22 protein-coding genes are annotated in these 25,978 nt (G+C 62.3%); 12 read left to right on the top strand and 10 right to left on the bottom strand.

The window, feature by feature from the left end:
* Window positions 1-11 precede the first annotated feature (11 nt).
* From J4D25_RS02175 to J4D25_RS02165, 3 genes are all read left to right on the top strand, one after another.
* A complete protein-coding gene (locus tag J4D25_RS02175; protein ID WP_207253304.1) occupies window positions 12-167 on the top strand; it encodes a hypothetical protein in 156 nt (51 codons plus the stop codon).
* A 607-nt stretch (window positions 168-774) separates the two neighbouring features.
* The gene (locus J4D25_RS02170; protein WP_057715021.1) at window positions 775-1,827 is read left to right on the top strand and encodes a YCF48-related protein; all 1,053 of its coding nucleotides are present in this window, start codon (window positions 775-777) and stop codon (window positions 1,825-1,827) included.
* A 28-nt stretch (window positions 1,828-1,855) separates the two neighbouring features.
* Complete coding sequence (locus J4D25_RS02165) at window positions 1,856-4,240, top strand: RND family transporter (protein ID WP_057715020.1); 2,385 nt, start codon at window positions 1,856-1,858, stop codon at window positions 4,238-4,240.
* A 176-nt stretch (window positions 4,241-4,416) separates the two neighbouring features.
* On the opposite strand, the gene J4D25_RS02160 is transcribed toward J4D25_RS02165, so the two are convergent.
* Both J4D25_RS02160 and J4D25_RS02155 read right to left on the bottom strand, forming a co-directional pair.
* Entirely contained in the window at window positions 4,417-5,136 is a 720-nt protein-coding gene (locus tag J4D25_RS02160; protein WP_057715019.1) for a FadR/GntR family transcriptional regulator, read from the bottom strand.
* Between the two features lie 172 nt (window positions 5,137-5,308).
* Window positions 5,309-7,045, bottom strand: coding sequence for an IlvD/Edd family dehydratase (locus J4D25_RS02155; RefSeq protein ID WP_057715018.1), 1,737 nt, complete (start codon window positions 7,043-7,045; stop codon window positions 5,309-5,311).
* Window positions 7,046-7,239: 194 nt separating this feature from the next.
* Here J4D25_RS02155 and J4D25_RS02150 point away from each other — a divergent pair, with 194 nt between their 5' ends.
* From J4D25_RS02150 to J4D25_RS02115, 9 genes are all read left to right on the top strand, one after another.
* Window positions 7,240-8,562 (top strand): MFS transporter, encoded by a 1,323-nt coding sequence (locus J4D25_RS02150; RefSeq protein ID WP_057715017.1) that lies wholly within the window; start codon window positions 7,240-7,242, stop codon window positions 8,560-8,562.
* 160 nt (window positions 8,563-8,722) lie between these two features.
* Window positions 8,723-9,715 (top strand): AraD1 family protein, encoded by a 993-nt coding sequence (araD1, locus tag J4D25_RS02145; RefSeq protein WP_057715016.1) that lies wholly within the window; start codon window positions 8,723-8,725, stop codon window positions 9,713-9,715.
* 10 nt (window positions 9,716-9,725) lie between these two features.
* Window positions 9,726-11,306, top strand: a complete 1,581-nt coding sequence (locus J4D25_RS02140; RefSeq protein WP_057715015.1) for an aldehyde dehydrogenase (NADP(+)) — start codon at window positions 9,726-9,728, stop codon at window positions 11,304-11,306.
* A 119-nt stretch (window positions 11,307-11,425) separates the two neighbouring features.
* Window positions 11,426-11,764, top strand: coding sequence for a DUF5629 family protein (locus J4D25_RS02135; RefSeq protein WP_057715014.1), 339 nt, complete (start codon window positions 11,426-11,428; stop codon window positions 11,762-11,764).
* A complete protein-coding gene (locus J4D25_RS02130) occupies window positions 11,757-12,926 on the top strand; it encodes a lactonase family protein (protein ID WP_057715013.1) in 1,170 nt (389 codons plus the stop codon). Before J4D25_RS02135 ends, J4D25_RS02130 begins: the two co-directional genes overlap by 8 nt.
* Window positions 12,927-13,082: 156 nt before the next feature.
* The gene (locus J4D25_RS02125; RefSeq protein WP_057715012.1) at window positions 13,083-13,262 is read left to right on the top strand and encodes a hypothetical protein; all 180 of its coding nucleotides are present in this window, start codon (window positions 13,083-13,085) and stop codon (window positions 13,260-13,262) included.
* Window positions 13,263-13,478: 216 nt separating this feature from the next.
* A complete protein-coding gene (locus J4D25_RS26875) occupies window positions 13,479-13,604 on the top strand; it encodes a hypothetical protein (protein WP_258536466.1) in 126 nt (41 codons plus the stop codon).
* Between the two features lie 115 nt (window positions 13,605-13,719).
* A complete protein-coding gene (locus tag J4D25_RS02120; protein ID WP_057716614.1) occupies window positions 13,720-13,932 on the top strand; it encodes a hypothetical protein in 213 nt (70 codons plus the stop codon).
* Complete coding sequence (locus J4D25_RS02115) at window positions 13,929-14,186, top strand: hypothetical protein (RefSeq protein WP_057715011.1); 258 nt, start codon at window positions 13,929-13,931, stop codon at window positions 14,184-14,186. The genes J4D25_RS02120 and J4D25_RS02115 overlap by 4 nt, the downstream gene beginning before the upstream one ends.
* A gap of 116 nt (window positions 14,187-14,302) precedes the next feature.
* Here the strand turns inward: J4D25_RS02115 and J4D25_RS02110 are convergent, their stop codons facing one another.
* The 8 genes from J4D25_RS02110 to J4D25_RS02075 form a co-directional block, all read right to left on the bottom strand.
* Window positions 14,303-14,899, bottom strand: a complete 597-nt coding sequence (locus tag J4D25_RS02110; protein ID WP_057715010.1) for a glutathione S-transferase — start codon at window positions 14,897-14,899, stop codon at window positions 14,303-14,305.
* Window positions 14,896-18,537: an AAA family ATPase gene (locus J4D25_RS02105; RefSeq protein ID WP_057715009.1), complete on the bottom strand. Its 3,642-nt coding sequence runs from the start codon at window positions 18,535-18,537 to the stop codon at window positions 14,896-14,898. The genes J4D25_RS02110 and J4D25_RS02105 overlap by 4 nt, the downstream gene beginning before the upstream one ends.
* A complete protein-coding gene (locus J4D25_RS02100) occupies window positions 18,534-19,778 on the bottom strand; it encodes an exonuclease SbcCD subunit D C-terminal domain-containing protein (protein ID WP_057715008.1) in 1,245 nt (414 codons plus the stop codon). Before J4D25_RS02100 ends, J4D25_RS02105 begins: the two co-directional genes overlap by 4 nt.
* 308 nt (window positions 19,779-20,086) lie before the next feature.
* Entirely contained in the window at window positions 20,087-21,736 is a 1,650-nt protein-coding gene (locus tag J4D25_RS02095; protein ID WP_057715007.1) for a BatD family protein, read from the bottom strand.
* Window positions 21,733-23,466, bottom strand: coding sequence for a VWA domain-containing protein (locus J4D25_RS02090; RefSeq protein WP_057715006.1), 1,734 nt, complete (start codon window positions 23,464-23,466; stop codon window positions 21,733-21,735). Before J4D25_RS02090 ends, J4D25_RS02095 begins: the two co-directional genes overlap by 4 nt.
* Window positions 23,463-24,545: a VWA domain-containing protein gene (locus J4D25_RS02085; RefSeq protein WP_057715005.1), complete on the bottom strand. Its 1,083-nt coding sequence runs from the start codon at window positions 24,543-24,545 to the stop codon at window positions 23,463-23,465. The genes J4D25_RS02090 and J4D25_RS02085 overlap by 4 nt, the downstream gene beginning before the upstream one ends.
* A complete protein-coding gene (locus tag J4D25_RS02080) occupies window positions 24,538-25,032 on the bottom strand; it encodes a DUF4381 domain-containing protein (protein WP_057715004.1) in 495 nt (164 codons plus the stop codon). Before J4D25_RS02080 ends, J4D25_RS02085 begins: the two co-directional genes overlap by 8 nt.
* Entirely contained in the window at window positions 25,029-25,973 is a 945-nt protein-coding gene (locus tag J4D25_RS02075; RefSeq protein ID WP_057715003.1) for a DUF58 domain-containing protein, read from the bottom strand. Before J4D25_RS02075 ends, J4D25_RS02080 begins: the two co-directional genes overlap by 4 nt.
* Window positions 25,974-25,978: the final 5 nt, after the last annotated feature.

Below are 25,978 nucleotides of genomic sequence, written 5' to 3'. Positions count from 1 at the left end.
CTGCCAGTCGCTTGAATCCTATCTGGTTGCACAACATTTTCAGAACCCCCATCTACGGCTTTGGCTTTGGCTTTGGCTTTGGCTTTGGCTTTGGCTTTGGCTTTGGCTTTGGCTTTGGCTTTGGCTTTGGCTTTGGCTTTGGCTTTGGCTTTGGCTTTGGCTTTTGATCTTGATCTGGCTTTTGATCTTTCGCCCCTTCGGCAGGCCGAGCGTAGGTGTTCATCAGGGGGTTAGGCGCGTAGCGCCGTTCGACGAAGTCGAACACATCGAGAGGAGGTCGTCGCGAAGCAGACCGTAGGCGATGCCCCCTGATGGACACCGTAGCGAGGGAACACCGAGCCTTGGCGAGGTGCCGTACGCCGGGGCGAAGCCTTTTGGTTCCTTTTTGGCGTTTGAAAAAGGGACTCGCTGTAAGAGCGAAACCGCCAGCAGCCGTTACCGCAGAAATGGATATGTACGCCGATTGGAAAAGCAGCCGTTACCGCTGCAACGGATATGTACACCGAACACCGGTCGCTACCCCCACCACCGAAACCGCAATCACCCTACCTGATACCCAACCATTCAGAACAAGCGCCCATCCCCCTTGGTTAACAAAACATAACGTGGCGTCGATTGTCAGACATTAAAAAACACCGATAGGATAGGCCAGCTTCCGAAGGGGCTCTGGATTGCGGGTTTCAGGACTATGCTCTGAAACAGCCGGTCCGGACACGCACCCTTGCGGCGCCCAGTAAGGTTGAACGACCTAACAATAATAATGGGAGAAGGTCTATGAGTGAGCCTGTCATGGGTGTGGGTATCTGCCGCCCGCCGGCATTACGCAAATTCGCGTTGCTGGCCACAGCGCTCTCGCTGTTGGGCTCTGCCATGCTGTCGGCGCCTGCGCTGGCCGCGGCGGCGCCAGCATCCGATGTTGTCTATTCCATTGAATCGGCCAAGGCTGCCAAAAGCCTGATGCTCGATGTCGTCCACGCCGGCAAGCGCCTGGTGGCGGTCGGGGATCGTGGGCACATCCTGTATTCCGATGACCAGGGCGCTACCTGGACCCAGGCCAAGGTCCCGACCCGGGCCCTGCTGACGTCGGTGTTCTTCGTCGATGACATGCACGGCTGGGCCGTCGGCCATGACGCGCAGATCCTCGCCAGCGAGGACGGCGGCGCGACCTGGACCAAGCAATTCGAAGATCTGAAACGCGAATCGCCGCTGCTCGATGTCTGGTTCAAGGACGTCGACAGCGGCTTTGCCGTGGGCGCCTACGGCTCGCTGATGGAAACCACCGACGGTGGCAAGCATTGGGAAGACGCCAGCGACCGCCTGGACAACGAAGACCAGTACCACCTGAACGCGATCGCCGCGGTCAAGGACGCCGGGCTGTTCATCGTCGGTGAGCAGGGCAGCATGTTCCGCTCCGCGGACTGGGGCCAGACCTGGGAGAAACTCGAAGGCCCGTACGAAGGCTCGCTGTTCGGCGTGATCGGTACGGCGCAGTCCAATACGTTGCTGGCCTACGGCCTGCGCGGCAATCTTTACCGTTCCACGGATTTCGGCACCACCTGGGACCAGGTCGAGCTCAAGGCTGAACGTGGCGACCTGGAGTTCGGGCTGTCCGGCGGTACGCTGCTCGACGATGGTTCCATCGTGATCGTCGGCAACGGCGGTTCGGTCATTCGCAGCAGTGACAATGGCGAAACCTTCAAGGTGGTCAACCGCCCGGACCGTATTTCCGTCTCGGCAGTGACTGCGGCAGGCAATGGCAATCTGGTTCTGGCCGGGCAGGGCGGCGTTCGCGTCACTTCGCCAAGCGGCACCGAGTCGGGCAAATGAGCCGGGTTAATAATAAGAAGGCGGAGCTATGACTTCCTTGAGTACTCATCACCAGGACAAGGCGACGTTCCTCGAGCGCCTGATCTTCAACAACCGCCCGGCAGTGATCACGATCTGCCTGCTGGTCAGTATTTTTCTGTTCTGGCAGGCGACGCTGATCCGTCCGTCCACCAGCTTCGAAAAAATGATCCCGCTGGAGCACCCCTTCATCCAGAAGATGATGGAGCACCGCAACGATCTGGCGAACCTGGGCAACACCGTGCGGATCTCGGTGGAAGCCACCGATGGCGACATCTTCTCCAAGGAGTACATGGAGACCCTGCGTCAGATCAACGACGAGGTGTTCTACATCTCCGGCGTCGACCGTTCCGGCCTCAAGTCGCTGTGGAGCCCCAGCGTTCGCTGGACCGAAGTGACTGAAGAGGGCTTCGCCGGCGGTGAAGTGATTCCGCAAAGCTACAACGGCTCCCAGGCCAGCCTCGATCTGTTGCGCAACAACGTGCTCAAGTCGGGTCAGGTCGGGCGGTTGGTGTCCAACGATTTCAAATCGAGCATCGTCGACATTCCGTTGCTGGAGTCCTACCCGGACCCGCAGGACCAGGGCAAGCTGCTGGCGCTGGACTATCGCCAGTTCTCCCACGAGCTTGAGGACAAGATCCGCACCAAGTTCGAAGCACAGAACCCGAACGTGAAGATCCACATCGTCGGTTTCGCCAAGAAAGTCGGTGACCTCATCGATGGCCTGGTGATGGTGGTGATGTTCTTCGGCGTTGCCTTCGTCATCACCCTGATCCTCTTGCTGTGGTTCACCAACTGCCTGCGCAGTACGGTCGCCGTGTTGAGCACGACGCTGGTGGCAGTGGTCTGGCAACTGGGCTTGATGCACTTCTTCGGCTTCGGGCTCGACCCCTATTCGATGTTGGTACCGTTCCTGATCTTCGCCATCGGTATTTCCCACGGCGTGCAGAAGATCAACGGGATCGCCCTGCAATCGAGTGAGGCGGACAACGCCCTGACGGCGGCGCGTCGCACCTTCCGTCAATTGTTCCTGCCGGGGATGATCGCGATCCTCGCCGATGCCGTGGGTTTCATCACGCTGCTGATCATCGATATCGGTGTGATCCGTGAGCTGGCCATCGGCGCATCCATCGGTGTGGCGGTGATCGTGTTCACCAACCTGATCCTGTTGCCAGTGGCGATTTCCTATGTCGGCATCAGCAAGCGTGCCGTCGACCGCAGCAAAAAGGACGCGACTCGCGAGCATCCGTTCTGGCGCCTGTTGTCGAACTTTGCCAGCGCGAAAGTGGCCCCGGTTTCCATTCTGCTGGCACTGGTCGCCTTTGGTGGCGGCCTGTGGTACAGCCAGAACCTGAAAATCGGCGACCTCGACCAGGGTGCCCCGGAGCTGCGTCCGGACTCGCGCTACAACAAGGACAACAACTTCATCATCAACAACTACTCCACCAGCTCCGACGTGTTGGTGGTGATGGTCAAGACCAAGTCCGAAGGCTGTTCGCGCTACGAAGCCATGGCGCCGATCGACGAGCTGATGTGGAAGATGCAGAACACCGAGGGCGTGCAGTCGGCGATTTCCCTGGTGACCGTGTCCAAGCAAATGATCAAGGGCATGAACGAGGGCAACCTGAAATGGGAAACCCTGTCGCGTAACCCTGATGTGTTGAACAACTCCATTGCCCGCGCTGACGGCCTGTACAACAACAGCTGTTCCGTGGCGCCGGTGCTGGTGTTCCTCAACGATCACAAGGCCGAGACCCTGGATCGCGCGGTACATGCGGTGCAGGAGTTCGCCAAGGAAAACAACAAGGAAGGCCTGGAGTTCATCCTCGCTGCCGGTAACGCCGGGATCGAGGCGGCCACCAACGAGGTGATCAAGAAGTCCGAACTGACCATCCTGGTCCTGGTGTACATCTGCGTCGCGGTCATGTGCATGATCACCTTCCGTTCGTGGGCGGCGACCTTGTGCATCGTGTTGCCGCTGGTGCTGACCTCGGTACTCGGCAATGCCCTGATGGCCTTCATGGGTATCGGCGTGAAAGTGGCGACCCTGCCGGTCGTGGCGCTCGGGGTGGGGATTGGCGTGGACTACGGCATCTACATCTACAGCCGCCTGGAAAGCTTCCTGCGTGCCGGCCTGCCGCTGCAAGAGGCGTACTACCAGACACTGAAGTCCACCGGTAAGGCGGTGCTGTTCACCGGTCTGTGCCTGGCCATCGGCGTGTGCACCTGGATCTTCTCGGCCATCAAGTTCCAGGCCGACATGGGCCTGATGCTGACCTTCATGTTGCTGTGGAACATGTTCGGTGCGCTGTGGCTGTTGCCGGCACTGGCGCGGTTCCTGATCAAGCCGGAGAAACTGGCGGGGCAGAAGGGCAATTCGTTGTTCGCCCACTGATCGACAGCTGAAACAAAAAAGCCGCAACCTTGGGTTGCGGCTTTTTTATGCCCGATGGTTTCGCCCTGGAACCTGTGGGAGCGAGCTTGCTCGCGATTGCGGAGTGTCAGCCGCATTGATATCGAACATTCGGCGGCCATCGCGAGCAAGCTCGCTCCCACAGGGTTCTTCGGTGATCAGGCGGGATCGCTGCCGAGCACCACATTCAGCGCGCTGCGGGCATCGTCCAGCTGCACCAACGTCGCATGCCGCGCGCCGAGGGCGTCGCGGTTTTCGATGGCGGTCAGGATCGCCTTGTGCCGGGGCAGCGCCAGTTCATGCAGGTTCGGCCGCTGGTTCGAATGCTTCAAGGCTTCGGCGATGGCCACCGAGAGCATGTTGCACAGGTTGGCCAGCAGGTCGTTGTGCGTGGCATCGGCGATGCGACTGTGGAAGTCCAGGTCCGGCTGCAACAGAGCCTCCGGCGTCGGTGCGGCTTCCATGCGTTGGTAGGCCTCACCGATGGAGGCGATATCCGCATCCGTGGCGAATTGCGCGGCGAGGGCGGCAGCGGCCGGTTCGATGATGCTGCGCACGCTGGTCAGCAGGTCGAAAAACTGATTCTGCGGACTGCTCTGCATCAACCAGTGCAGCACGTCCGGATCGAGCATGTGCCAGTCCTTGCGCGGCTTGACCACGGTGCCGACCCGCGGGCGGGAATACACCAGGCCCTTGGCGACCAGTACCCGGGTGGCTTCACGCAGCACCGGCCGGCTGACCGCATATTCTTCGCACAACAGCGCTTCGGCGGGCAGTTTGTCGTCGGGCAGGAAACGTCCCGAGACGATCTGCATGCCCAGTTCCTGGACGATGCGCGAGTGCATGCTTTTGCGGTCGGAGGGTTTGCGGTAATCCATGGGAAACGGCACGGTCCTGTGCGAAGAGGTGTCGCGCATGATAGCAGGCGCGGCGAGTCGACTGTAGGAGCGAGCTCGCTCGCGATGGACGTCAACGATAACGTGGGGAACCTGACACCCCGCGGCGGTCTCGGGTCCATCGCGAGCGAGCTCGCTCCTACAAGGGGGGGTGTCAGTGGGAGTGACGCGGCACCTCGGCCCCACGGCAACCGACCAGGAAGTCGAAGTCGCAACCCTGGTCCGCTTGCAGCACGTGGTCGATGTACAACTGACGATACCCACCGACGATCAGGTTCTGTGGCGGTTGCAGATCGGCCATGCGCGCGGCCAGCTCGGTGTCCGCAATATCCAGGTGCAAGCGGCCGCTGGCGCAATCGAGTTCGATCCAGTCGCCTTCCTTCACTGCGGCCAGCGGACCGCCGGCAGCGGCCTCCGGGGCGACGTGCAGCACAACCGTGCCGTACGCCGTGCCACTCATGCGCGCATCGGAAATACGCACCATGTCCGTCACACCCTGGGCCAGCAGCTTGGCCGGCAGGCCCATGTTGCCCACTTCGGCCATGCCCGGATAACCCTTCGGCCCGCAGTTCTTCATCACCAGGATCGAGTTGGCATCCACGTCCAGTTCCGGATCGTTGATCCGAGCCTTGTACATGTCGAAGTTCTCGAACACCACCGCACGACCGCGATGCTGCATCAGTTCGGGCGTGGCGGCGGACGGCTTGAGCACGGCGCCCAGCGGTGCCAGGTTGCCGCGCAATACACAGATGCCGCCATCGGCGCGGATCGGGTTGTCGAGGGTGCGGATCACTTCGTCCTCGCCATAGATCGGCGCGTCCCTGGTGTTCTCGCCGATGGACTTGCCGTTGACGGTCAAGGCGTTCGGGTTCGGGATCAGGTTGGCTTCGCCGAGGCGACGCAGCACCGCCGGCAAGCCACCGGCGTAATAGAACTCTTCCATCAGGAAGCGCCCGGACGGTTGCAGGTCGACGATGGTCGGCATGCCGCGACCGATACGGGTCCAGTCGTCCAGGTCCAGCTCGACGCCGATGCGACCGGCGATGGCTTTCAAGTGAATCACCGCGTTGGTCGAACCGCCGATGGCGGCATTGACGCGGATGGCGTTTTCGAAGGCTTCCTTGGTGAGGATCTTCGACAGCTTCAAGTCTTCGCGCACCATCTCCACGGCACGCATGCCGGACATGTGCGCCAGCACATAACGGCGTGCGTCCACGGCCGGAATCGCCGCGTTGTGGGGCAGGGAGGTGCCGAGCGCTTCGGCCATGCAGGCCATGGTCGAGGCGGTGCCCATGGTGTTGCAGGTACCGGCCGAGCGGGACATGCCGCCCTCGGCCGCGAGGAAATCGTCGATGCTGATGGTGCCGGCCTTGACCTGTTCGCTGAGCTGCCAGACCACGGTGCCCGAGCCAATGTCCTTGCCCTTGTGCTTGCCGTTGAGCATCGGCCCGCCGGTGACGACGATGGCCGGCACGTCGCAACTGGCGGCGCCCATCAGCAACGCCGGGGTGGTCTTGTCGCAACCGGTCAGCAGCACGACGCCGTCAATCGGGTTGCCGCGAATGGCTTCTTCCACGTCCATGCTCGCCAGGTTGCGGGTGAGCATGGCGGTAGGGCGCAGGTTCGATTCGCCGTTGGAGAACACCGGAAACTCCACCGGGAAGCCCCCGGCCTCGATCACACCGCGTTTGACGTGCTCGGCGATCTGGCGGAAGTGCGCGTTGCACGGGGTCAGTTCCGACCAGGTGTTGCAGATGCCGATGATCGGCTTGCCATGGAACTGGTGGTCGGCGATGCCCTGATTCTTCATCCAGCTGCGGTACATGAAGCCGTTCTTGTCGGCGGTGCCAAACCATTGGGCGGAGCGCAGGGTGGGTTTCTTATCAGACATGATCGATTCTCTTATTGTATGACTATATTGTTCGAGCTGAGGCGTAACATAAGCGCAAATTGTGCGCTTTGGAAGTGTTGTTGAGTAAAAAGTATTACTATATAGTCCGCTCAAACGGAGGGATGGCCCTGGCGAATTCTTCGCGAGAGGCGTCCCCCGAGGTTCTATAACAACAACAATCGGAGACCGTTCTCATGAGCCAGGAACTGCGGCTTATCCGCCGCATCACGCTGAAACTGATTCCCTTCCTGATCCTGCTGTACCTGATCGCCTATGTGGACCGCTCCGCGGTCGGCTTCGCCAAATTGCACATGGGCGCAGACATCGGCCTGGGCGATGCCGCCTACGGTCTTGGCGCCGGGTTGTTCTTCATCGGCTACTTCCTGCTGGAAATCCCCAGCAACCTGATGCTCGACCGCTTCGGCGCACGGCGCTGGTTCGCGCGGATCATGGTCACCTGGGGCGCCATCACCATCGGCATGGCCTTCGTCCAGGGACCGAACAGCTTCTATGTGATGCGCTTTTTGCTCGGCGCCGCCGAAGCCGGGTTCTTCCCGGGCGTTCTGTACTACATCACCCAATGGTTCCCGGTGCGCCATCGCGGCAAGATCCTCGGGTTGTTCATCCTGTCGCAACCCATTGCGATGATGATCACCGGCCCGGTGTCCGGTGGTTTGCTGGGCATGGACGGCGTGTTGGGGCTGCACGGCTGGCAGTGGCTGTTCATCGTCATTGGTGCCCCGGCGATCCTGTTGACCTGGCCGGTGCTGCGTTACCTGCCGGACGGCCCGCAGCAAGTGAAGTGGATGGACCAGGCGGAAAAGGACTGGCTCAGTGGCGAGCTGAAAAAGGATCTGGATGCCTACGGCCAGACCCGTCACGGCAACCCGTTGCACGCCCTCAAGGACAAGCGCGTCCTGCTGCTGGCGCTGTTCTACCTGCCGGTGACCCTGAGCATCTATGGCCTGGGTTTGTGGCTGCCGACCCTGATCAAACAGTTCGGCGGCAGCGACCTGGTGACCGGATTCGTCTCGGCGGTGCCGTACATCTTTGGCATTGTCGGTTTGCTGATCATCCCGCGCAGTTCCGACCGCTTGAACGACCGCTACGGCCACCTCGCCGTGCTTTACGTGCTGGGTGCGATTGGCCTGTTCCTCAGCGCCTGGCTGTCGGTGCCTGTGCTGCAACTGGCGGCGCTGTGCCTGGTGGCGTTTGCACTGTTCTCCTGCACGGCGGTGTTCTGGACCTTGCCGGGCCGCTTCTTCGCCGGTGCCAGTGCGGCGGCGGGGATTGCGTTGATCAATTCGGTGGGCAACCTCGGCGGTTACCTCGGTCCGTTCGTGATCGGCGCACTCAAGGAATACACCGGCAACCTGGCTTCGGGCCTGTACTTCCTGTCGGGGGTGATGGTGTTCGGGCTGGTGTTGACCGGTGTGGTGTATCGCTTGCTGGAACGTAAATACGTCCTGCCAGCCGATCAATTTGCAGCAAGTGCACGTGGGGCTTCGCGCACCTGACAGGAAACAACAAATCATCACGGACCCTGTGGGAGCGGGCTTGCCCGCGATAGCAATCTGTCTGGCACATCAATGTTGAATGTGCCGCCGTCATCGCGGGCAAGCCCGCTCCCACAGGGAGTCGTGTTTGCCCAGGTTCTGGGTTAACAGGAGAAAATTCATGCGTTTGGTTCAGTTCGAATTGAGTAACGGCGAACGTCGTGTCGGCGTGGTCGAGGCGGGCCTGGTCCGAGAAGTACAGGACACGCGCACCGTTCGCGATCTGGCATTGGCGGCGATCGAGGCGAGCGCAAGCCTTGAGCAACAGGTACAGAGCCTGGGGCTGGGCATCAGCCACGACTATGCCGAGTTGCTGACACAACGGCGCATCCTGCCGCCCCTGGACCATGCGGACCCGGCGCACATGCTGGTCAGCGGCACGGGCCTGACCCACCTGGGCAGCGCCTCGGCCCGGGACAAGATGCACCAGCAAAGTGGAGACGAAACCGCGATGACCGACACCATGCGCATCTTCAAATGGGGCGTGGAGGGCGGTAAGCCGGCGGTGGATGAAGCCGGTGTGCAGCCGGAGTGGTTCTACAAAGGCGATGGCGGCATCGTCGTCAGGCCGGGCCAGCCGTTTCCCCTGCCGCCGTTTGCCGAAGATGCCGGCGAAGAGCCGGAGATCGCTGGCCTATACGTGATTGGTCACGACGGCAAGCCGTATCGCCTGGGTTTTGCCGTGGGCAACGAGTTCTCCGACCACGTCATGGAGCGCAAGAACTACCTGTACCTGGCCCACTCGAAACTGCGCAGCTGCAGCTATGGCCCGGAACTGCGGGTTGGCGAACTGCCGCAGCATCTGGCGGGCACCAGCCGCATCCTGCGTGACGGCGAAGTGCTGTGGCAGAACGAGTTTCTCAGCGGCGAGGCGAACATGTGCCACAGCCTCGCCAACCTCGAATTCCATCATTTCAAGTACAGCCAGTTCCTGCGCCCGGGGGACGTGCACATTCACTTCTTCGGCACGGCGACCCTGTCCTTTGCCGATGGCATTCGCACGCAACCGGGTGACGTGTTCGAGATCACCCAGGCTGAATTCGGCGCGCCATTGATCAACGGCATCGCACCGGTCGCAGCGGCTTTCGAGCCCGGCACCGTCGGCACACTTTGAGGAGTTACCCATGACCCGGATCCTTGGTCACAACTACATCGGCGGCCAGCGCAGCGCCGCCGGCAGCATCAAGTTGCAGAGTGTCGATGCAACAACGGGCGAGGCTTTGCCTCACGCCTTTTATCAGGCGACAGTGCAGGAAGTCGATGCGGCGGCCGGCGCGGCGGCGGCCGCGTATCCGGCCAATCGCAGCCTGAGCGCGGAACGACGGGCGCAGTTTCTCGAGGCCATTGCCGATGAACTGGATGCCCTCGGTGATGATTTTGTCGCGGTGGTCTGCCGCGAGACGGCGCTGCCCGCCGGCCGGATTCAAGGCGAGCGTGGACGCACCAGCGGGCAGATGCGCCTGTTTGCCAAAGTCCTGCGTCGCGGTGATTTCTACGGCGCACGGATCGACCGGGCATTGCCGGAGCGTCAACCGTTGCCGCGTCCGGACCTGCGGCAATACCGCATCGGCTTGGGACCTGTGGCGGTGTTCGGTGCCAGCAACTTTCCGCTGGCGTTCTCCACCGCCGGCGGCGATACCGCCTCGGCGCTGGCCGCCGGGTGCCCGGTGGTGTTCAAAGCCCACAGCGGTCACATGGCCACGGCTGAATGGGTGGCTGACGCGATCATTCGAGCCGCCGAGAAAACCGGGATGCCGGCCGGCGTGTTCAACATGATCTACGGCGGTGGCGTCGGCGAGGCGCTGGTCAAGCATCCGGCGATTCAGGCCGTGGGCTTCACCGGTTCGCTCAAGGGCGGTCGAGCCTTGTGCGACATGGCAGCGGCCCGCGCACAACCGATTCCGGTGTTTGCCGAGATGTCGAGCATCAACCCGGTGATCGTCTTGCCCGAGGCGCTGCAGGCGCGGGCCGACACGGTCGCCCGGGATCTCACGGCGTCGGTGGTTCAGGGCTGCGGCCAGTTCTGCACCAATCCGGGCCTGGTGATCGGCATTCGCTCAGCGCCGTTCAGTGCCTTTGTGCAGCAAGTGGCCGGGTTGATGGGCGATCAGCCGGCGCAAACCATGCTCAATGCCGGAACCCTGAGCAGCTACGGTCAGGGCTTGCAAAAACTGCTCGCGCATCCGGGGATTGAGCACCTGGCCGGCAATCCGCAACAGGGCAATCAGGCACAGCCGCAGCTGTTCAAGGCCGACGTCAGCCTGCTGCTCGATGGCGACGAAGTGCTGCAGGAGGAAGTGTTCGGTCCGACCACGGTGGTGGTTGAAGTGGCCGATCATGCGCAACTGATGGCCGCCCTGAATGGTCTGCACGGCCAGTTGACCGCCACCGTCATTGGCGAGCCGGAAGACTTCGAACAGTTCGCCGGGCTGACGGCGTTGCTGGAGCAGAAGGTCGGACGCATCCTGCTCAATGGCTATCCGACGGGCGTGGAAGTCTGCGATTCGATGGTCCACGGCGGGCCTTACCCGGCAACGTCCGATGCGCGCGGTACCTCGGTGGGCACACTGGCCATCGATCGTTTCCTGCGCCCGGTGTGCTTCCAGAACTACCCGGACAGCTTGCTGCCGGATGCACTGAAGAACGGCAATCCGCTGCGCATCCAGCGACTGGTGGATGGGCAGTCGTCCCGCGAGGCACTCTAGCGGCTGACACAATCCCTGTAGGAGCGAGCCTGCTCGCGATAGCGGTAGTCCAGTCAATGCAGATGTTGACTGGCTGTCCGCCATCGCGAGCAGGCTCGCTCCTACAGGGGAGGTGGTGCATGAGCTATCATTGCGTCTTTCTCATTCAAAGATTGATTGCCATGACTTCCCCAACCGACACCTTGCTCAATGCCCTCGAACACTGCGGAATGGTGGAGATCGACGGGCTGCATGCCTTCGAATTCGCCCTCGACGAGTTCGATAACCTGCACATTGAATGCATGGATGGCCGTGCGGCCAAACACTGGGAGTTCACTCCGGCGCAGGTCCAGGCCGCGACCTTCGACTCTACGCTGCAAAGCTGGTTGATCACCGGTGACTCGGGTGAACACCGTTTGGTGTGCCTGGGCGATGTCGTCAGCGGTGACAACGAAGAAGACGACCAAGACGATGCGTAACCTCTGGCCACTGTTGATGGCCGGCAGCATCGGCGCCATGGGCGTCCAGGTCGCATCCGCCGAGGACTATCAGCTGCTGGTGGGCTCCTACACCGCTGGTCAAAGCCAGGGCATCTACCGCCTGGCGTTCGACAGCCGCACCGGGCAGATCGATGCCAGCCCCCTGCAAGTGATCAAGAGCGCGAACCCGTCGTGGTTGACCCTGTCGAAGGATCAGCGACACCTGTTCGTGGTCAACGAAAACGGCCCTGGCCAGACCGATCCGGTAGGGCGCGTCAGCAGTTTCGCGATTGATCCCAAGACCCACGCGCTGAGCCTGATCAGCCAGGTGCAAAGCCTGGGCAACGAGCCGACCCATTCCAGCCTCAGCATCGACGGCAGCCATTTGTTTGTCAGCAATTACTCGGTGGCCGAAGACCCGGGCGGCACCCTGGCGGTATTGCCGGTGGCGGCCGATGGCAAGCTCAAAGCGGTGGTGCAGATGAGCAGCCACCCGGCGAGCCGGGTCAATCCCGAACGCCAGGCCTCGGCCCATGTGCATTCGACGATCCCGTCGCCGGACGGCAGATACGTGTTCGCCAATGACCTGGGCGCCGACAAGGTGTTTGCCTACCGCTTCGACCCCAAGGCCAACCCGGAACTGCCGTTGACCCCGGCCACCCCGGCATTCGTGCAACTGCCGCCGGGCAGCGGGCCGCGCCACCTGCTGTTCAGCGCCGATGGCAAACATGCCTGGCTGACCATGGAAATGAGCGCGCAAGTGGCGGTGTTCGATTACCACGACGGCCAACTCGAACAGACGCAGATGGTCGATCTGGCTGCCGGGCAACCGGTATCGGACAAGGCTGCGGCGGCGTTGCATGCCTCGGCTGACGGCAAGTTCCTCTACGTCAGCAACCGTGGCACGGCCAATCAACTGCTGGTGTTTGCCATCGATCCGGCGACCGGCCACCTCAGTGAGCTGCAACGGCGGGCGGTGGAGGGCGATCATCCGCGGGAATTCAGCCTCGATCCGAGCGGCAAATTCCTGTTGATCGCCAACCAGAAGAGCAACCAGATTGTCGTCGTCGAACGCGACGCCAGGACCGGTCTGCTGGGCAAGACCGTGCAAAAACTGCCGATGGATGCCCCGAGCGACCTCAGGTTTCTGCTGCGTCAATAAGCCGCAGGCCCCGGTTGATGGGGCCTGCCTGCTTTTATCAATGACGCTGATATCTGGTACTGCTACAAAGCATTTCAAGGCACGAACCCTCGAGGGTTAAGTTTGCTTCACGGCCCCACCGGGCAAGCAAGCCAACCGAATCCGAGGAATACCGCCATGAACTTCAACATCTTCTCTGTCATCGCCGCTTCCGCCATTTCCGCCACCGTTGCGCTGCCAGCCAGTGCAAACGTTGAAATCAGCGACAAAAAAGCCCACACCCAGAGCTACACCCCGAAGTACCTGCAACAGAGTGCCAACTTCTACGCCGCGCTGGATCACAAAACCCAAGCCTGAACGTCAGCCCTGCCTTTATGCGGGAGCGAAGTCACTGATGATCGAAGAGCCTGATGTTGAAAAACAGGTGTTGAAAACGATCAGAGTGATGTCGCTCCTGCATAACGCATTTGCGACAGCATCACTTTGCCATCAACATCGCGCTTGATATCACATTGCCATGAGTTTAAATTGACGCTGATTTTTTGACTCCTCCTCACGGCAAGGATCGACAGCATGGTGACGCGTCTGGCATTGGTTCTACTTTTTCTCTATTCCACCCCCATTCTGTCGGCAGCCGACCCTGTTCCGGGTGAGCCGGATGCTGCGCGCGAGCGCTTGATGAGTTTTATTGAAGACTGAAATAGTCTGGCTTAATGATCAATGAAGTTGATGGTCACTATGGATATCCCTGAGTGGTTAACCAGGCTTTTTTGATCGATTCTGTGGGCATTGAAACATGCCTGCGGAGAACATCATGGCCAGCGCAATTCTCACTTCTGCCAAACACGGCGCCTATGTGGCGATCGGTCTTTACCTTGCCATGGTGCTGCTGGTCAGCCTTTCAGCGCAGTCGCAATCCACCTTCGAGGCGCCGATCCAGGTCGCTCATCCCGGCATCCAGTTTGAACACCGTGCGCAAAACGCCAGCGTTGATCAGGCTGAACTCGCAGGAGTCGTCGGCGCATGAAAGGACACAGACTCTGGGTCATCGCTTTCCTGGCGTTCATGACCAACGGATCCTCCCTGTTGGGGATCGGACAGGGCTCGGCAGGCTCGGTGGCACGGGCCATCGAAGCCAATCACAACATTGCCCGCAACATCGAAAACGCCAATGCCCAGGGCATGCTGGCCGGCAATCCACCGATCAGGAGTGAAGGTGTGGTTTTCGGCCCGTTCCAGGTCGATTGCTCGGCCATCGGGATGTGTCAGGTGCTGGCCTGAGTCTTCGACGCACCACGGACCTTTGTAGGAGCCAGCTTGCTGGCGATGGTGTATCAGGCACCACAGCGTCAACTGACACACCTTCGCCAACAAGCTGGCTCCTACAGGGGAGATGGTTATTTCTTCATGATTGATGTGAACAGGTCCGACTCCAAAAGCCGCTGTAGCCATGCCTGCAAGCGCAGGTAAGGGGTCTGCCCGAACCAATCGCGATCGACATGGGCGAATTGCCGTACGAACGGCATCAACGCCACATCCGCCAGACTTGGATGGTCCGCCAGCAAATAGTCGCGGCCTTCCAGCATCTGATCCAGCCTGCGCAGGAACACCTCACCCTCATTGCGATAAACCTCCATCGGCTGCTCGGGATAACGTTCCGCGTACTTGTAGCGATTCAAGTGCACCTTGAACACCTGATCGTTCTGTTCAATCAAAGGAGCGATTTGCTCCGCTGCGACAGGATCATTCTTGAGCAACCAGTCCTGAGGATCGTTCTGAGCCAGGGCCCAGCGCATGATGTCGAGGCTTTCGTCGATCACCCGGCCATCGGCGCTGAGCACCGGGACCGTGCCTTTGCCCGACAGTGCGAGCATCTCGGCGGGCTTGGCCTTCAGGCTGACTTCGACGATGTCCACGGCCACTCCCGAATAACGCAGGGCCATGCGTGCGCGCATGGCGTACGGGCAGCGGCGGAAGGAATACAGCGTGTTCATTTCACCTCCAGGGTACTCAGGCCGTTGCCCTGGCGCTGGACCTGAATCTGCACCGGAATCCGTTCATGCATTTCCTGTACGTGGGAAATCACCGCGACCTTGCGGCCCTGAGCCTGCAAGCCGTCGAGGGCATCCATGGCCAGTTGCAGGGATTCGGGATCGAGGCTGCCGAAGCCTTCGTCGATGAACAGCGACTCGATTTTCAACGTGCTCGACGCCATCGACGCCAAACCGAGGGCCAGCGCCAGCGACACCAGGAAGGTCTCGCCACCGGACAGCGAATGCACAGAACGCAGTTCGTCGCCCATTTCGGTGTCCATCACCAGCAACCCGAGCATGCTGCCGCCGCGCTTGAGGCGATAGCGGCGCACCAGTTGGCGCAATTGCACGTTGGCGTGATGCACCAGCAGGTCGAGGTTGTAGGCCTGGGCGATCTTGCGGAAGGTGTCGCCGGTGGCGGAGCCGATCAACGCATTCAGGCGTGCCCAGCGTTGATACTCGTTGTAGGCGTCGGCAATCTGCTGCGCCAGGGCCTGATTGGCGTTCTGCCGGCGCTGGTCCTCGGCCTGCTCGGCGCGCAGTTCGGCGCAGTGTTGCTCGCTGGCGGCGGCCAGGTTTTGCAGGTCGATCAGCGCACTGGCCAATTGCTCGGCATCGAGGTTGCCGTTCTGTTGTGCCTGATGATTGAGCAGGTGTTTGTTGCGCTCCTGTACCAGGACGTTGGCCTGTTCGATGGCTTTTTCGCTGTGCTGCAAGCGCTGGCGCAGTTCGCTGACCTGGGTGTCGTCGACGCTCAACAGGTTTTCGAGGCCGCCGTCATCCAGCTCGGGATGACGGGCACGCCAGTCGCCGATCTTGCCGGCGAGCTCAAGTTCTTCGCCTTCCAATGCATGCAAGCGTTCCCGCTGGGCTTTGAGCTCGGCGGCGATTTGCACTGACTGCGTGACGACGCTTTGCAACGTCTGCGCAGTGCTGGCTTCGGCGCTGCGTGCCTGTTCCACGGTCTGTTCCAGTTGCTGTTGCCAATGCTCGGCGCTGCTGTGTTCGCCGAGTAATTGCCCGAGTGTGTGCTGGCTCGCCTGTTGCTGCTCGGCCAGCCCGGTGAATTGCTGTTCGGCGGCCTGCAATTGCTGCACGCGGCTTTGCTGGCGATCCTGTTCCTTCTCCAGGTGTTGCTGGCGCTGTTGCTGCTCGGCCAGTTCTTCCTTTTGTTGTTCGAGTTGCGCCAGGCGCTCGGCGATCTGCCGGTCGAGCTGCATGAAGGTCGCGGCCGGTTCGACGCGCAGCGCTTGCAGGGTTTCGGCCGGCAGCAGGTTGGCGAATGCCTTGAGTTCTTCGTCCAGACGCTGGCGGTCGTTGTTCAATTCGCGCTGTTGATTGCTCAGGTGCTGGGCCGCTTGCTGGTGCGCGGTTTCGGCATGGCGCAGTTGCTGGGTCAGGCGTGCGGCATCCTGTTGCAGGGTGAGCAGCGCGCTCTGCCGTTGCTCGTCCTGGCTGATGCTCTGGTTGAGCTGACTGTTTTGCTGGACGAGCCAGGCATCGCGTTTGGCGGCATCCTGATTCAGCAGTTGGGCCGCCAGCGGGTGCGCTTCCAGGCTCGGAGCGAGGGCTTGCTGCTGGGTCGCCAGTTGCTCCTGCTGTTGCAGCAGTTCCTTTTGCTGGGCGATCAGCCCGCCGACTTCGGCACGCAGGTCAGTGAGTTTTTCCTTGAGCAGGTCGACGGCCTTTTGCGCGTTGGCCTGTTCGCTTTCATCAAAACGACCGAGGCTTTGCAGCAGGGCTTCGGGCTGATGATAGGGGTGCTCGTTGCTGCCGCAGACCGGACATGGCTGATCGTCCTGCAACTGCGCGCGCAGCTCTTCGACACTGGCACTGCGCGCCAGACGCTGACGCTCCAGCAGTTCGCGAGTGACGTTGAGGGTCTGTTCGGCAACGCTCAGATCAGCCTTGGCCTTGACCCCGTCCTGGGTCAGGCGTTCACGTTCCTGCTGCGCGGTGAGCTGGCGCTGTTGCAGCTCGGCGCTGCGTTTGTCCAGATCCTGCTGGCTGGCCCACAGGCGCGCAAGGTCTTCGACGGCGCGCAGTTGCTTGCGGTTGTCCTGCAACAGGCTACCCAGGATGCCGATCTGTTCGGCGACGGCATCCGGTTCGGCACCGGCCTCCTTGAACAGCACCTCCAGTTGCTGCTTCTGCGCGGTGAGCGCCTGGTCGGTGCTCGCGGCGTTTTGTTCGAGGCTGGCCAGTTCGGCCTGGCCCTGATTCAGTCGATTGCCGATCAGCATCAACTGTTGCAGCCGGTCGCGATAGGCATTCCAGGCATCGCTCAGCGGTGCCAGATGCGTGCTTTGCTCAAGCCCCGTGGCGATGCGCTGCAAGTCCCCGGCGCCTCGGGCTTGCTGATCGAGCAAGGTCTGAATCGTGCCCTGACCCTGGGTGCAGGCCTGTTGCGCCTGCTGCCTGGCTTCGGCGCTGAGGGCGGTGTCCTTGGCCAGGCGGGCGAGGGTGCTTTGGGCTTCGAAGGCCTGACGCAGCAACGGCGCGCTGTCGGCTTGTCGCTGTTGGGTTTCGCTCAAGGCGATCCGGGCGCTGCCGAGCTGTTGCTCAAGCAGCGTCTGGCGCTCACCGAGTTCGCCATGTTGCTGCGTCTGCAAGGCAATTTGCGCCGCCAAGGGTGTCAGCAGCGCGTCGACCTCGGCTTTACGGGCGAACTGGTGCCGTTGCGGGGCCAGCTGTTCGAGACGGGTGAGCCTCAACCGCTCGCTGGCCAAGGCCTCCCAGTGGGTCTGCGCCGATTGCAGTTGTTCGCTGGCGGCCAGATGCTCGTCCTGCAATCGACGCAGGTCCTTGAGCCAGGTGTCCTGCAGTTCAAGCTGCTTGAGCTGCGCCTGTTGGGTCTTGAGTTGTTGCTGCGCCTGGCTGAAGCGCTCATCCAGTTCCACGCGGGCTTCGGGTGACAGCGGCGTTACCCCGCTGGCCTGATCCTGCAGCAGCTTGTGCGCCTCGCGGGCCTCCTTGGTCTTGTCGAAGGCCCGACGACCGAGGCGAGTGTAGAGCGCCGTATCGGTGAGTTTTTCCAGCAGTTCGCTGCGGTCGTTGTCGTCGGCCTTGAGGAACGCGCTGAACTCGCTTTGCGCCAACATCACAGCGCGGGTGAATTGTTCGAAATTCAGCCCCAGCGCGGCTTCGAGCTGAGTCTTGTATTCGCCTTTCTGGCTGGCGAGCAATTGATCCTGATCGATGTCACGCAAGCTCTGGCGGCTGGCCTGCAGCTTGCCAGCGGCCTTGTCCCGGGCGCGATTGGCCTCCCAGCGGGCGCGGTAGCGGCGGCCGTCGACGCCGACGAAATCCACTTCCGCATAGCCTTCACCCGTGCCGCGACGTAGCAGGGTGCGTGGGTCGCCGGTAGCGATTTCGCCGTCGGCGTCCGGCACCTTGGCGTCGCGCCCGGTGTTGTTCAGGCGCGGTACGGCGCCAAACAGCGCCAGGCACAGGGCATCGAGCAAGGTGCTTTTACCAGCGCCGGTGGGGCCGGTGATGGCGAACAGTCCGGCACTGGCCAGGGGTTCGGCGGTGAAGTCGATTTCAAATGGCCCGGCCAGGGAGGCGAGGTTTTTCAGGCGGATCGCGAGGATTTTCATGGTTGTTCGCTCTCCATCTGCACGTCCTGCAACAGCTCGGCAAAGTCCTTGAGGGTCTGCTCGTCGACCTCGCTGCCGTAGTTGTCCTGCCAGGCGCGGCTGAACAGTTCCTGAGGCGTGAGTTGGTCCAGTTCGATCAGCGTGCTGCCTTCGTCGGCACCGTCACGGCCGCCGTTGCCGGCGTACTCGGCGGCGATGCGCACCAGGCGCACGGCCTTGCCTTGCAGGGCGGTTTCCACTTGATTGCGCAGGTCGGGCTGCGGCTCGTCGAGACGCACCCGCACCTCCAGCCATGGCTGGCGCTGGATGTCGGCCAACAGGTCGATGTTCGGCAGGTCCGCCAGTTGCACCAGGATCTCGCTCAATGGCGCCGGGCCGATGCGTTGCAGGTTGACCGCGCGGGGGATCAGTTTCGGCTCGACGCTGACCAGGGTTTCGCCATCGAGTTTGATGTCGAGGATCTGGTGCTGATAGCTGATCTCGGAGAACGACAACGGAATCGGCGAGCCGCTGTAGCGGATGCGCTCCTCGCCGTTGACCTTCTGCGGCTTGTGCAAGTGGCCGAGGGCAACGTAACTGATGCTCGGTCCGAACAGGCTGGCGGGCAGGGCTTCGGCATTGCCGATGATCAGGCTGCGCTCCGAGTCTTCCGACACCGAACCGCCCGCCATGTGCGCGTGACTGATGGCGATCAGCGCCTGGCCTTTCTTGCGCTTTGCGTTCGCCGCCTCGATCAGCCATTCATGGACCTGGCCAATGCCACGCAGGTAGTTGTCGCCCAGATGCGCGCCGGTGACTTCGGCAGGGCGCAGGAACGGCAGCGCCAGGCACCAGGCGACGGTTTTGCCTTTGGCATCCGGCAGCGGCAACAGCAAACGCTCGGCATCCAGTTGCCCGTCATCCAGCCACAACACACGACCGAGCGCGTGAGTGCGCAAGCGGCGCATCAACGGCGCGGGCAGTTCGATCCGCGAGCCGGAATCGTGGTTGCCGGCAATCATCACGATGGTCAGCAACGGCTGCTGTTCGTGGGCGCTGACGATGAAGTCGTAGAGACGCTCCTGGGCTTTGACCGGCGGATTGACCGTGTCGAAGATATCGCCGGCAATCAACAGCACATCCGGCTGGTCGAGCTTCAATTGACGCAACAGCCACTCGAGAAAACAGCCGTGTTCGAAATCGCGATCCTGGCCGTGCAGGTTCTGCCCGAGGTGCCAGTCGGAGGTGTGAAACAAGCGCAAGGCGAACTCCGCTACAAAATAGGTAATGGCCGCGTGAAAAATGAAGGCGGCGAAAGGGGGAAGAGTTTACTGGTAAACCGGTCGGGTGTGGTTGCACACCAAACTTCTTATGGCAGGGAGTTCTGTGGCGAGGACGGCTGCCTGTGGCGAGGGGGCTTGCCTGTGGCGAGGGGGCTTGCCCCCGTTGGGCTGCGGAGCGGCCCCAGGTTTTTCCTGGTACACCGAGCCGCCCGGATTTACGGCCGCTTCGCGCCCGAACGGGGGCAAGCCCCCTCGCCACAAATGCATCTTTGTCGCCAGGTCGGTGTTTACTTGGGATAAAGCGGCGGCAACCCACTGTCACCGACAGGGTCCTGAACCCGTTCGGCCATCGGAATCGCCTTGATCGCCCGCCACAGTTCGTCACCTTGCCAATACTGGCCGGTTTCGCTGTACAGCGCGCCGTTCAGGCCGTCGAGGGCGTCGGACAGAGGTACGAAGCGGGCGGCCATGTCGGCCAGGGTTTCCGGCTGCTGGCGGGCCCAGGCGTCGAGGGCCTGGCGGGTGGCGTGGGAGTCGTTGGCCTGGCAGGCGCGCTTGAGGTCGTCGAGCACGGTGCGCGGGCTCGGGCCGGTTTGCGCGACACGCGCCACCGCCGGTTGCCAGCGGGCACGCCACCAGAGGCCAAAGCCGAGCAGGGTGGTGCAGGCCAGGATCAAGGTACTGAGCTTCCAGCGCCAGAGTGCTTCGCTGTCGGCGCTGGCATCGACCGGTGAGGCGCCGGCCGGGGTGTCGGCCAGCAGGCTCGGATTGGCCACCACGTGCAGCGTGCGAGCAGGCAGGCTGCTGTGTTCCAGATGATCTTCGAAGGTGTTCCACCAAACCACGTCGACGGTGGGCAGCTCGATGGCGCCGGTCCTTGTCGGCACCAGGGCCTCGCGGTCTTCACGACTGCCGACCAGGCCGCGTTCGCTGTTCTGGTTGCCGAGCACCGGTTGATCCGGGTAGCGGCGCAGGCCGCCGACGTCGGTGCCGGGCAGCGGTGGCAGTTGGGTGCTGGACAAGCCTTCGGCCTTCACCGTCAGGCTGCGGGTCAGCGAATCGCCGACCTGAGTGTGATCCGGCTCCGGGTTCCAGATTTCGCTCAGGGTCAGGCTGCGGGCAGGCAGCCAGGGCGCGTCGGCCGGATAGGTGAGGGGCTTGGCCTTGACCGTCAACAGCAGTTCGGCCGAGGTGACGCGCATCAGCTTGCCGGCTTTTGGCCCCTGGGCTGCGTCCTGTACCGGTTGTGGGTCGACCAGCGCGGCGTTGAAAACCTGTGCCGGAATGATCAGTTCGCCGCTGTGTTGCGGGTAGATCGCGTAGCGCATTTCGATCACGCCATGGCGCAGGCCGTCGATGTCCTTTTCGTAGGTGCGTGAGTCGCCCAATTGTTCGATGCGTGCGTCAGGTATCTGCAAGGGTGGCAGGCTGCTGTCGTCGTACAGCGACACCGAATGGTAGATGCGCAGGGTCAGGACCGCCTGGGCCTGCACGTACACGCTGGTTTGATCGAGGCTGGCATCGATGAACACCGCGGCCCGCTGGTTCGGGTTGTCCGGTGTTGCGCTCTCGACCACTTGCAGGGTGATCGGCTGGCTCTGCAGTTCCCCCAGTTGCAATGACGGAATCACCACGCTGCCGTTTTGCCGGGGCAGGAGGGTGACGATCCAGCGGGTGGTGGCCTGGTTTTCTCCGCTCAGGGTGTTCAGCTGGTTGACCTGGCGTGTGCCGCGCACTTCGAACAACGGCTCCAGCGCCGCCAGGTCCGGTTTGCCGAACTGAGTGACATCGCTGGATTCCAGGGTCAGCTCGACCGTCTCGCCTGAGCTCAGGCGACTGCGATCAACACTGGCGACCAGTTCTGCTGCCTGTGCCTGAACGGTGCAGAACAACAGGCCATGCAGCAGCGCGAGCAATAAAACGGTGAAGCGGGTCATCGAGTTTCTTCCTGATCCTGATGTTGTTGCTGTTCGTACCAGAATTTGCGCCTGAGCAGTTCACCGGGGTCATCCGGGATCTGTCGCAGCCATTGCTCCAGTGCCTGGCGCTGCTCACCTTCGATACTGTCGGTGGCCGGGCGCAAGGGCGGTGTGGTGTGTTGTTCGTCACCCAGTTCGCTGCCCGGAACCTCGTTGCCCCCCGGTTTCGGCGGTGTGGTGGGTGGTTGTTCCTCACCCGGGCGGGCCGGTTGCCCCTCGGTTTTTGGTTCGCCGCTGCTCGAGGGTTGAGCGGCGACACCGGGCGGTGGCTCCGGCGATTCGGCTTCGGGCCGGGCGTTGCTGGCGGCGTCTGGCTCAGGAGGAGTATTTTTCTCCTTGAGCAGGCGTTCGACCAGCGCCTTGTTGGTCAGTGCCGGACGCAAATCCGGTTGACGTTCCAGTGCCTGTTCGTAAGCGTCCAGGGCCGCCTCCAGCTCACCGCTTTTGGCCAGGGCATTGCCTCGATTGTAGTGGGAGTGGGCATCGTCGCCTTCGGCAAACCGCTCGGCGGCGCCTGCGTAGTCGCCGGCCTCATAGAGCGCCACGCCTTGCCACTGATGATTTTCGAAGCGTCGGGAGGCCTCGGCGGGGCGTTTCTGCTTGAGTAAATGCGAGCCTTGTTGATCCGGACGCAGCCAAAGGTCTGCGAGGTCGAAGGCGTAGCTCGGTTGAGGCAGCGCCAATAGCAGCGGCAGGCACAACAGCCAACCGCGACGCCCCGCGCAGGCCGCGAGCAGCAGCAGTGGCAGCAGCAGCCAGTATCCCTGATCGGCCCAGGTGTCCAGGCGCAAGGTCTGACCGTCGTTGCGCAAGTGGCGTGGACCGTCGAGCAGGCCAAGGGCGTGCAGGTCGCTATCGTCCAGGCGCGCCTGGCGATAGCGGCCATCCAGGTCGTTGGCGAAATTTTTCAAGCCGGGCTCGTCCAGGCGCGGCACGAGAATGGCGCCTTGTTCATCCTTGAGGAAGCTGCCGTCTTCCTGGGTGATCGGCGAGCCTTCGGCGGTGCCGATGCCGAGCATCAAAAATTGAGTCGATTTGCCGTTCAGCGCGCGACGGATGCCCAGCCGCTCCTGGTCGGTCAGGGACGATCCAATCAGCAGGATCCGGCCATCGCCCAAAGCAGCCTGTTCGAGCAACGCCAGGGCCTTGAGCACCGCCAGATCGGCGCGATGACCGGCCGCTGGCATCAACGACGGTTTCAGCGCATCCAACAGATTGCGGCTGGTGGAAAGATCATCTGACAGCGGCACCAGCGTGTGGGCACTGCCGGCGTAGACGACGATGGCGGTTTGCGCGTCGCTGCGAATCTGCAGCAGATCAAGCACCTTGCGTCGTGCCTGTTCGAGTCGGTTGGGTGTGACGTCGGTGGCGAGCATTTCCGGGGTCAGTTCGAGAATCACCACCAGCGGATCGGCGGGCTTTTGACTGGTCTGCTCGACACGCTGCCAGCCCGGACCCAGCAGGGCGAGCACGGTCAACAGCCACGCGAGACCGAGGGCGATCCAGGGCAATTTACTGTCACGTCCACTGCCACCGCTGAGCAATGTCGTGTGAAACGCCGCAGGCAGGATCATTTGCCAGCGCCCGGCGCGCTTCTTGCGGTGCCAGAGTTGCCAGAGCAACCAGCCAAGCACCGGCAGCAACAGCAGCCACCAGGGGCGGAACCAGTACGGCCACAGCGCACTCATCGGCGCCTCCGCAGGCGCAGGCGTTTGAGACGCTGGCGCCAGTCAGGCAGCAATTGCGTTTGCAAAAACAGATCCCTGGTAAACAGGCGTTGCAACGGGTTGTCCGGCCAGAGTACGGGGGCCAGCAGCAGCATGCTCAACCACAGCGCCAGGGCCAGCGGCCAGTGATACAACGCTTGGGCCGGGCGGGCCTGGGTCGGTTGCTGGGTCACGGGCTCCAGTTGGTCAAGGGTGTCCTTGATCGATTGCAGTTCCTTGCCATCGTGGGCGCGGAAGTACTGACCGCCGGTGACTTCGGCGATGGCCTTGAGGGACGGCTCGTCGAGGTCCAGGCTCGGGTTCACGCCGAGGAAACCCACGGAACCGCTTTGCTCTGGATCGGCGCCAATGCCGATCGGATAGATTTTCACGCCTTCCTTGGCCGCCAGCCGGGCTGCGGTGAACGGGTCGATTTCACCGCCATTGTTGGCGCCGTCGGTGACCAGAATCAGCACGCGGCTTGTTGCCGGACGAGAACGCAGGCGCTTGAGGGCCAGGCCGATAGCATCGCCGATGGCGGTGTTTTTGCCGGCAATGCCGATACGCGCTTCATCGAGCCAGACGCGCACGGTGTGGCGGTCGAAGGTCAGCGGCGCCTGCAGGTAGGCCTGGCTACCGAACAGGATCAGGCCGACCCGGTCACCTTCGCGGCTTTCGAGGAAATCGCCGAGCAGGTGCTGGACCAACGCCAGTCGGCTCACTTCTTCGTCCTGCCACTGCATGTCAGGGAAGTCCATGGAACCGGAAACGTCCACCGCCACCAGCAAGTCACGGCCACTGGCGGCAATCGGCAAGGGTTCGCCGAGCCATTGCGGGCGGGCCGCCGCGACCAGCAGCAACAGCCACAGCACTATGAACGGTGCCTGCTGGCGCCATGCTGGCAGGTTGGCCCGGGCGCGACGCCCGGCGAGGCCTTCCAGGTCGCTGAGGAAGCTGACCTTGAGCGCCGGTTCGCCACTGTCGGCCACCGGCAATATGATGCGCATCAGCCACGGCAGCGGCAGAAGGGCAAAAATCCACGGCCAGGCGAACTCAAACATGCTTGCGAATCCATGTGTCGACGGCCTGGGTCAGGCCGGCGATGGCCTTGTCGTCGAGTTTGCATTCGGGTTTGTAGGCGCCTTCGACCAGCACCATCCAGCGAGTCAGGCCGGCGGCCGGGCAGCGATTGTCGAGGAACGCCAGCCATTTTCGCCCGTTGAGGGTGTGGCTCTGGCTGTAGGGGTAGTGGTTGCGGCACAGGCGTTTGAGCAAACCGTTGAGTTGCTGCAGCCAGGCACCGGCCGGCGCACCGTCGTAGGGCTTGGGCATCAAGGCCAGCTCCGCCAGGGCGGCAAGACGCACCGGGTCAAGCGGCTGTTCTGCACGCACCACGGGGCGCCTGTCCGGAATAAAACGACGCAGCTTCCACAGGCCCAAACCGATCAGCGGCACCAACAGAAGCAGCAACCACCAACCCGGTGCCGGAGGCCAGAATTCCACCGGTGGCGGGGATATCAGTGGTTGCAGTTGATCAAGGCTGCTCATCGACCTTTCCCCGGTTTCTGTGGGTTCAGGTATTCGCGCAATTGCTCGACCATCTCGCTCTGAGTGCTCAACGGCATCATCAGCACCCGCAGTTTTTGCGCGAGCAGCTCCCAGCGCGCGATACGCGCTTCAGCCTGGGCCCGGTAAGCCTGGCGCAGGTCGAAATTCAGCGTATCGAGTTCCAATTGCGCTCCGCGCTCGGCGAAACGTAAAAGGCCGGCGGCGGGCAGGGCATGATCCAGCGGATCGGACACCGGCAGCAGCAACAGGTCGCAATGACGCGATAACAGGCTCAGCTGTTGCTCGGCGCTTTCCGATAGCGCGCGTTCGTCGCAAATCACAATGACAAGGCTGCCCGGACGTGACACCTCACGCGCTCGGCGCAAGGCAATGCCAAAGGCGTCGCGGTCCGGCTCGCCCTCGGTGGTCAGCGACCGGTTGACCCGCACCAGCCGGTTGAGCAACTGCAGCAGGCTTTGCTTGCTGCGCCGAGGCTTGATTTCATAGTGCTCATTGTCGCCATACACCAGCCCGCCGACCCGGTCGTTGTGGCCCAGGGCTGCCCAGCCGATCAGGCTCGCGGCCTGGGCGGCGAGCACCGACTTGAACATCAGGCCCGACCCGAAAAACAGCCGGTGGCTTTGTTCGACCATGATGAATATCGGCCGCTCACGTTCTTCGTGGAACAGTTTGGTGTGAGGCTCCTGGGTGCGCGCGGTCACACGCCAGTCAATGGTGCGCACATCGTCGCCGGCCTGATAGACCCGCACCTGATCGAAGTCGACGCCACGCCCGCGCAATTTGGAATGGTGCAGGCCGATCAGCGGGCTGCGTTGGCCAGGCGTGGAAAACAGCTGCACTTCGCGCACGCGATGGCGCATCTCGATCAGGTCGGCGAGGCTGACACGGATGCCCGGCTCGGGCGGCAGGCTGGCGTTCATCGGGG

The organism is Pseudomonas sp. GW456-L13, assembly GCF_017350115.1.
In the GTDB taxonomy this organism is placed as follows: Bacteria; Pseudomonadota; Gammaproteobacteria; order Pseudomonadales; family Pseudomonadaceae; genus Aquipseudomonas; species Aquipseudomonas jessenii.
Note: the sequence above shows the minus strand (reverse complement) of the source record. Positions and strands in the feature narration are given on the sequence as shown.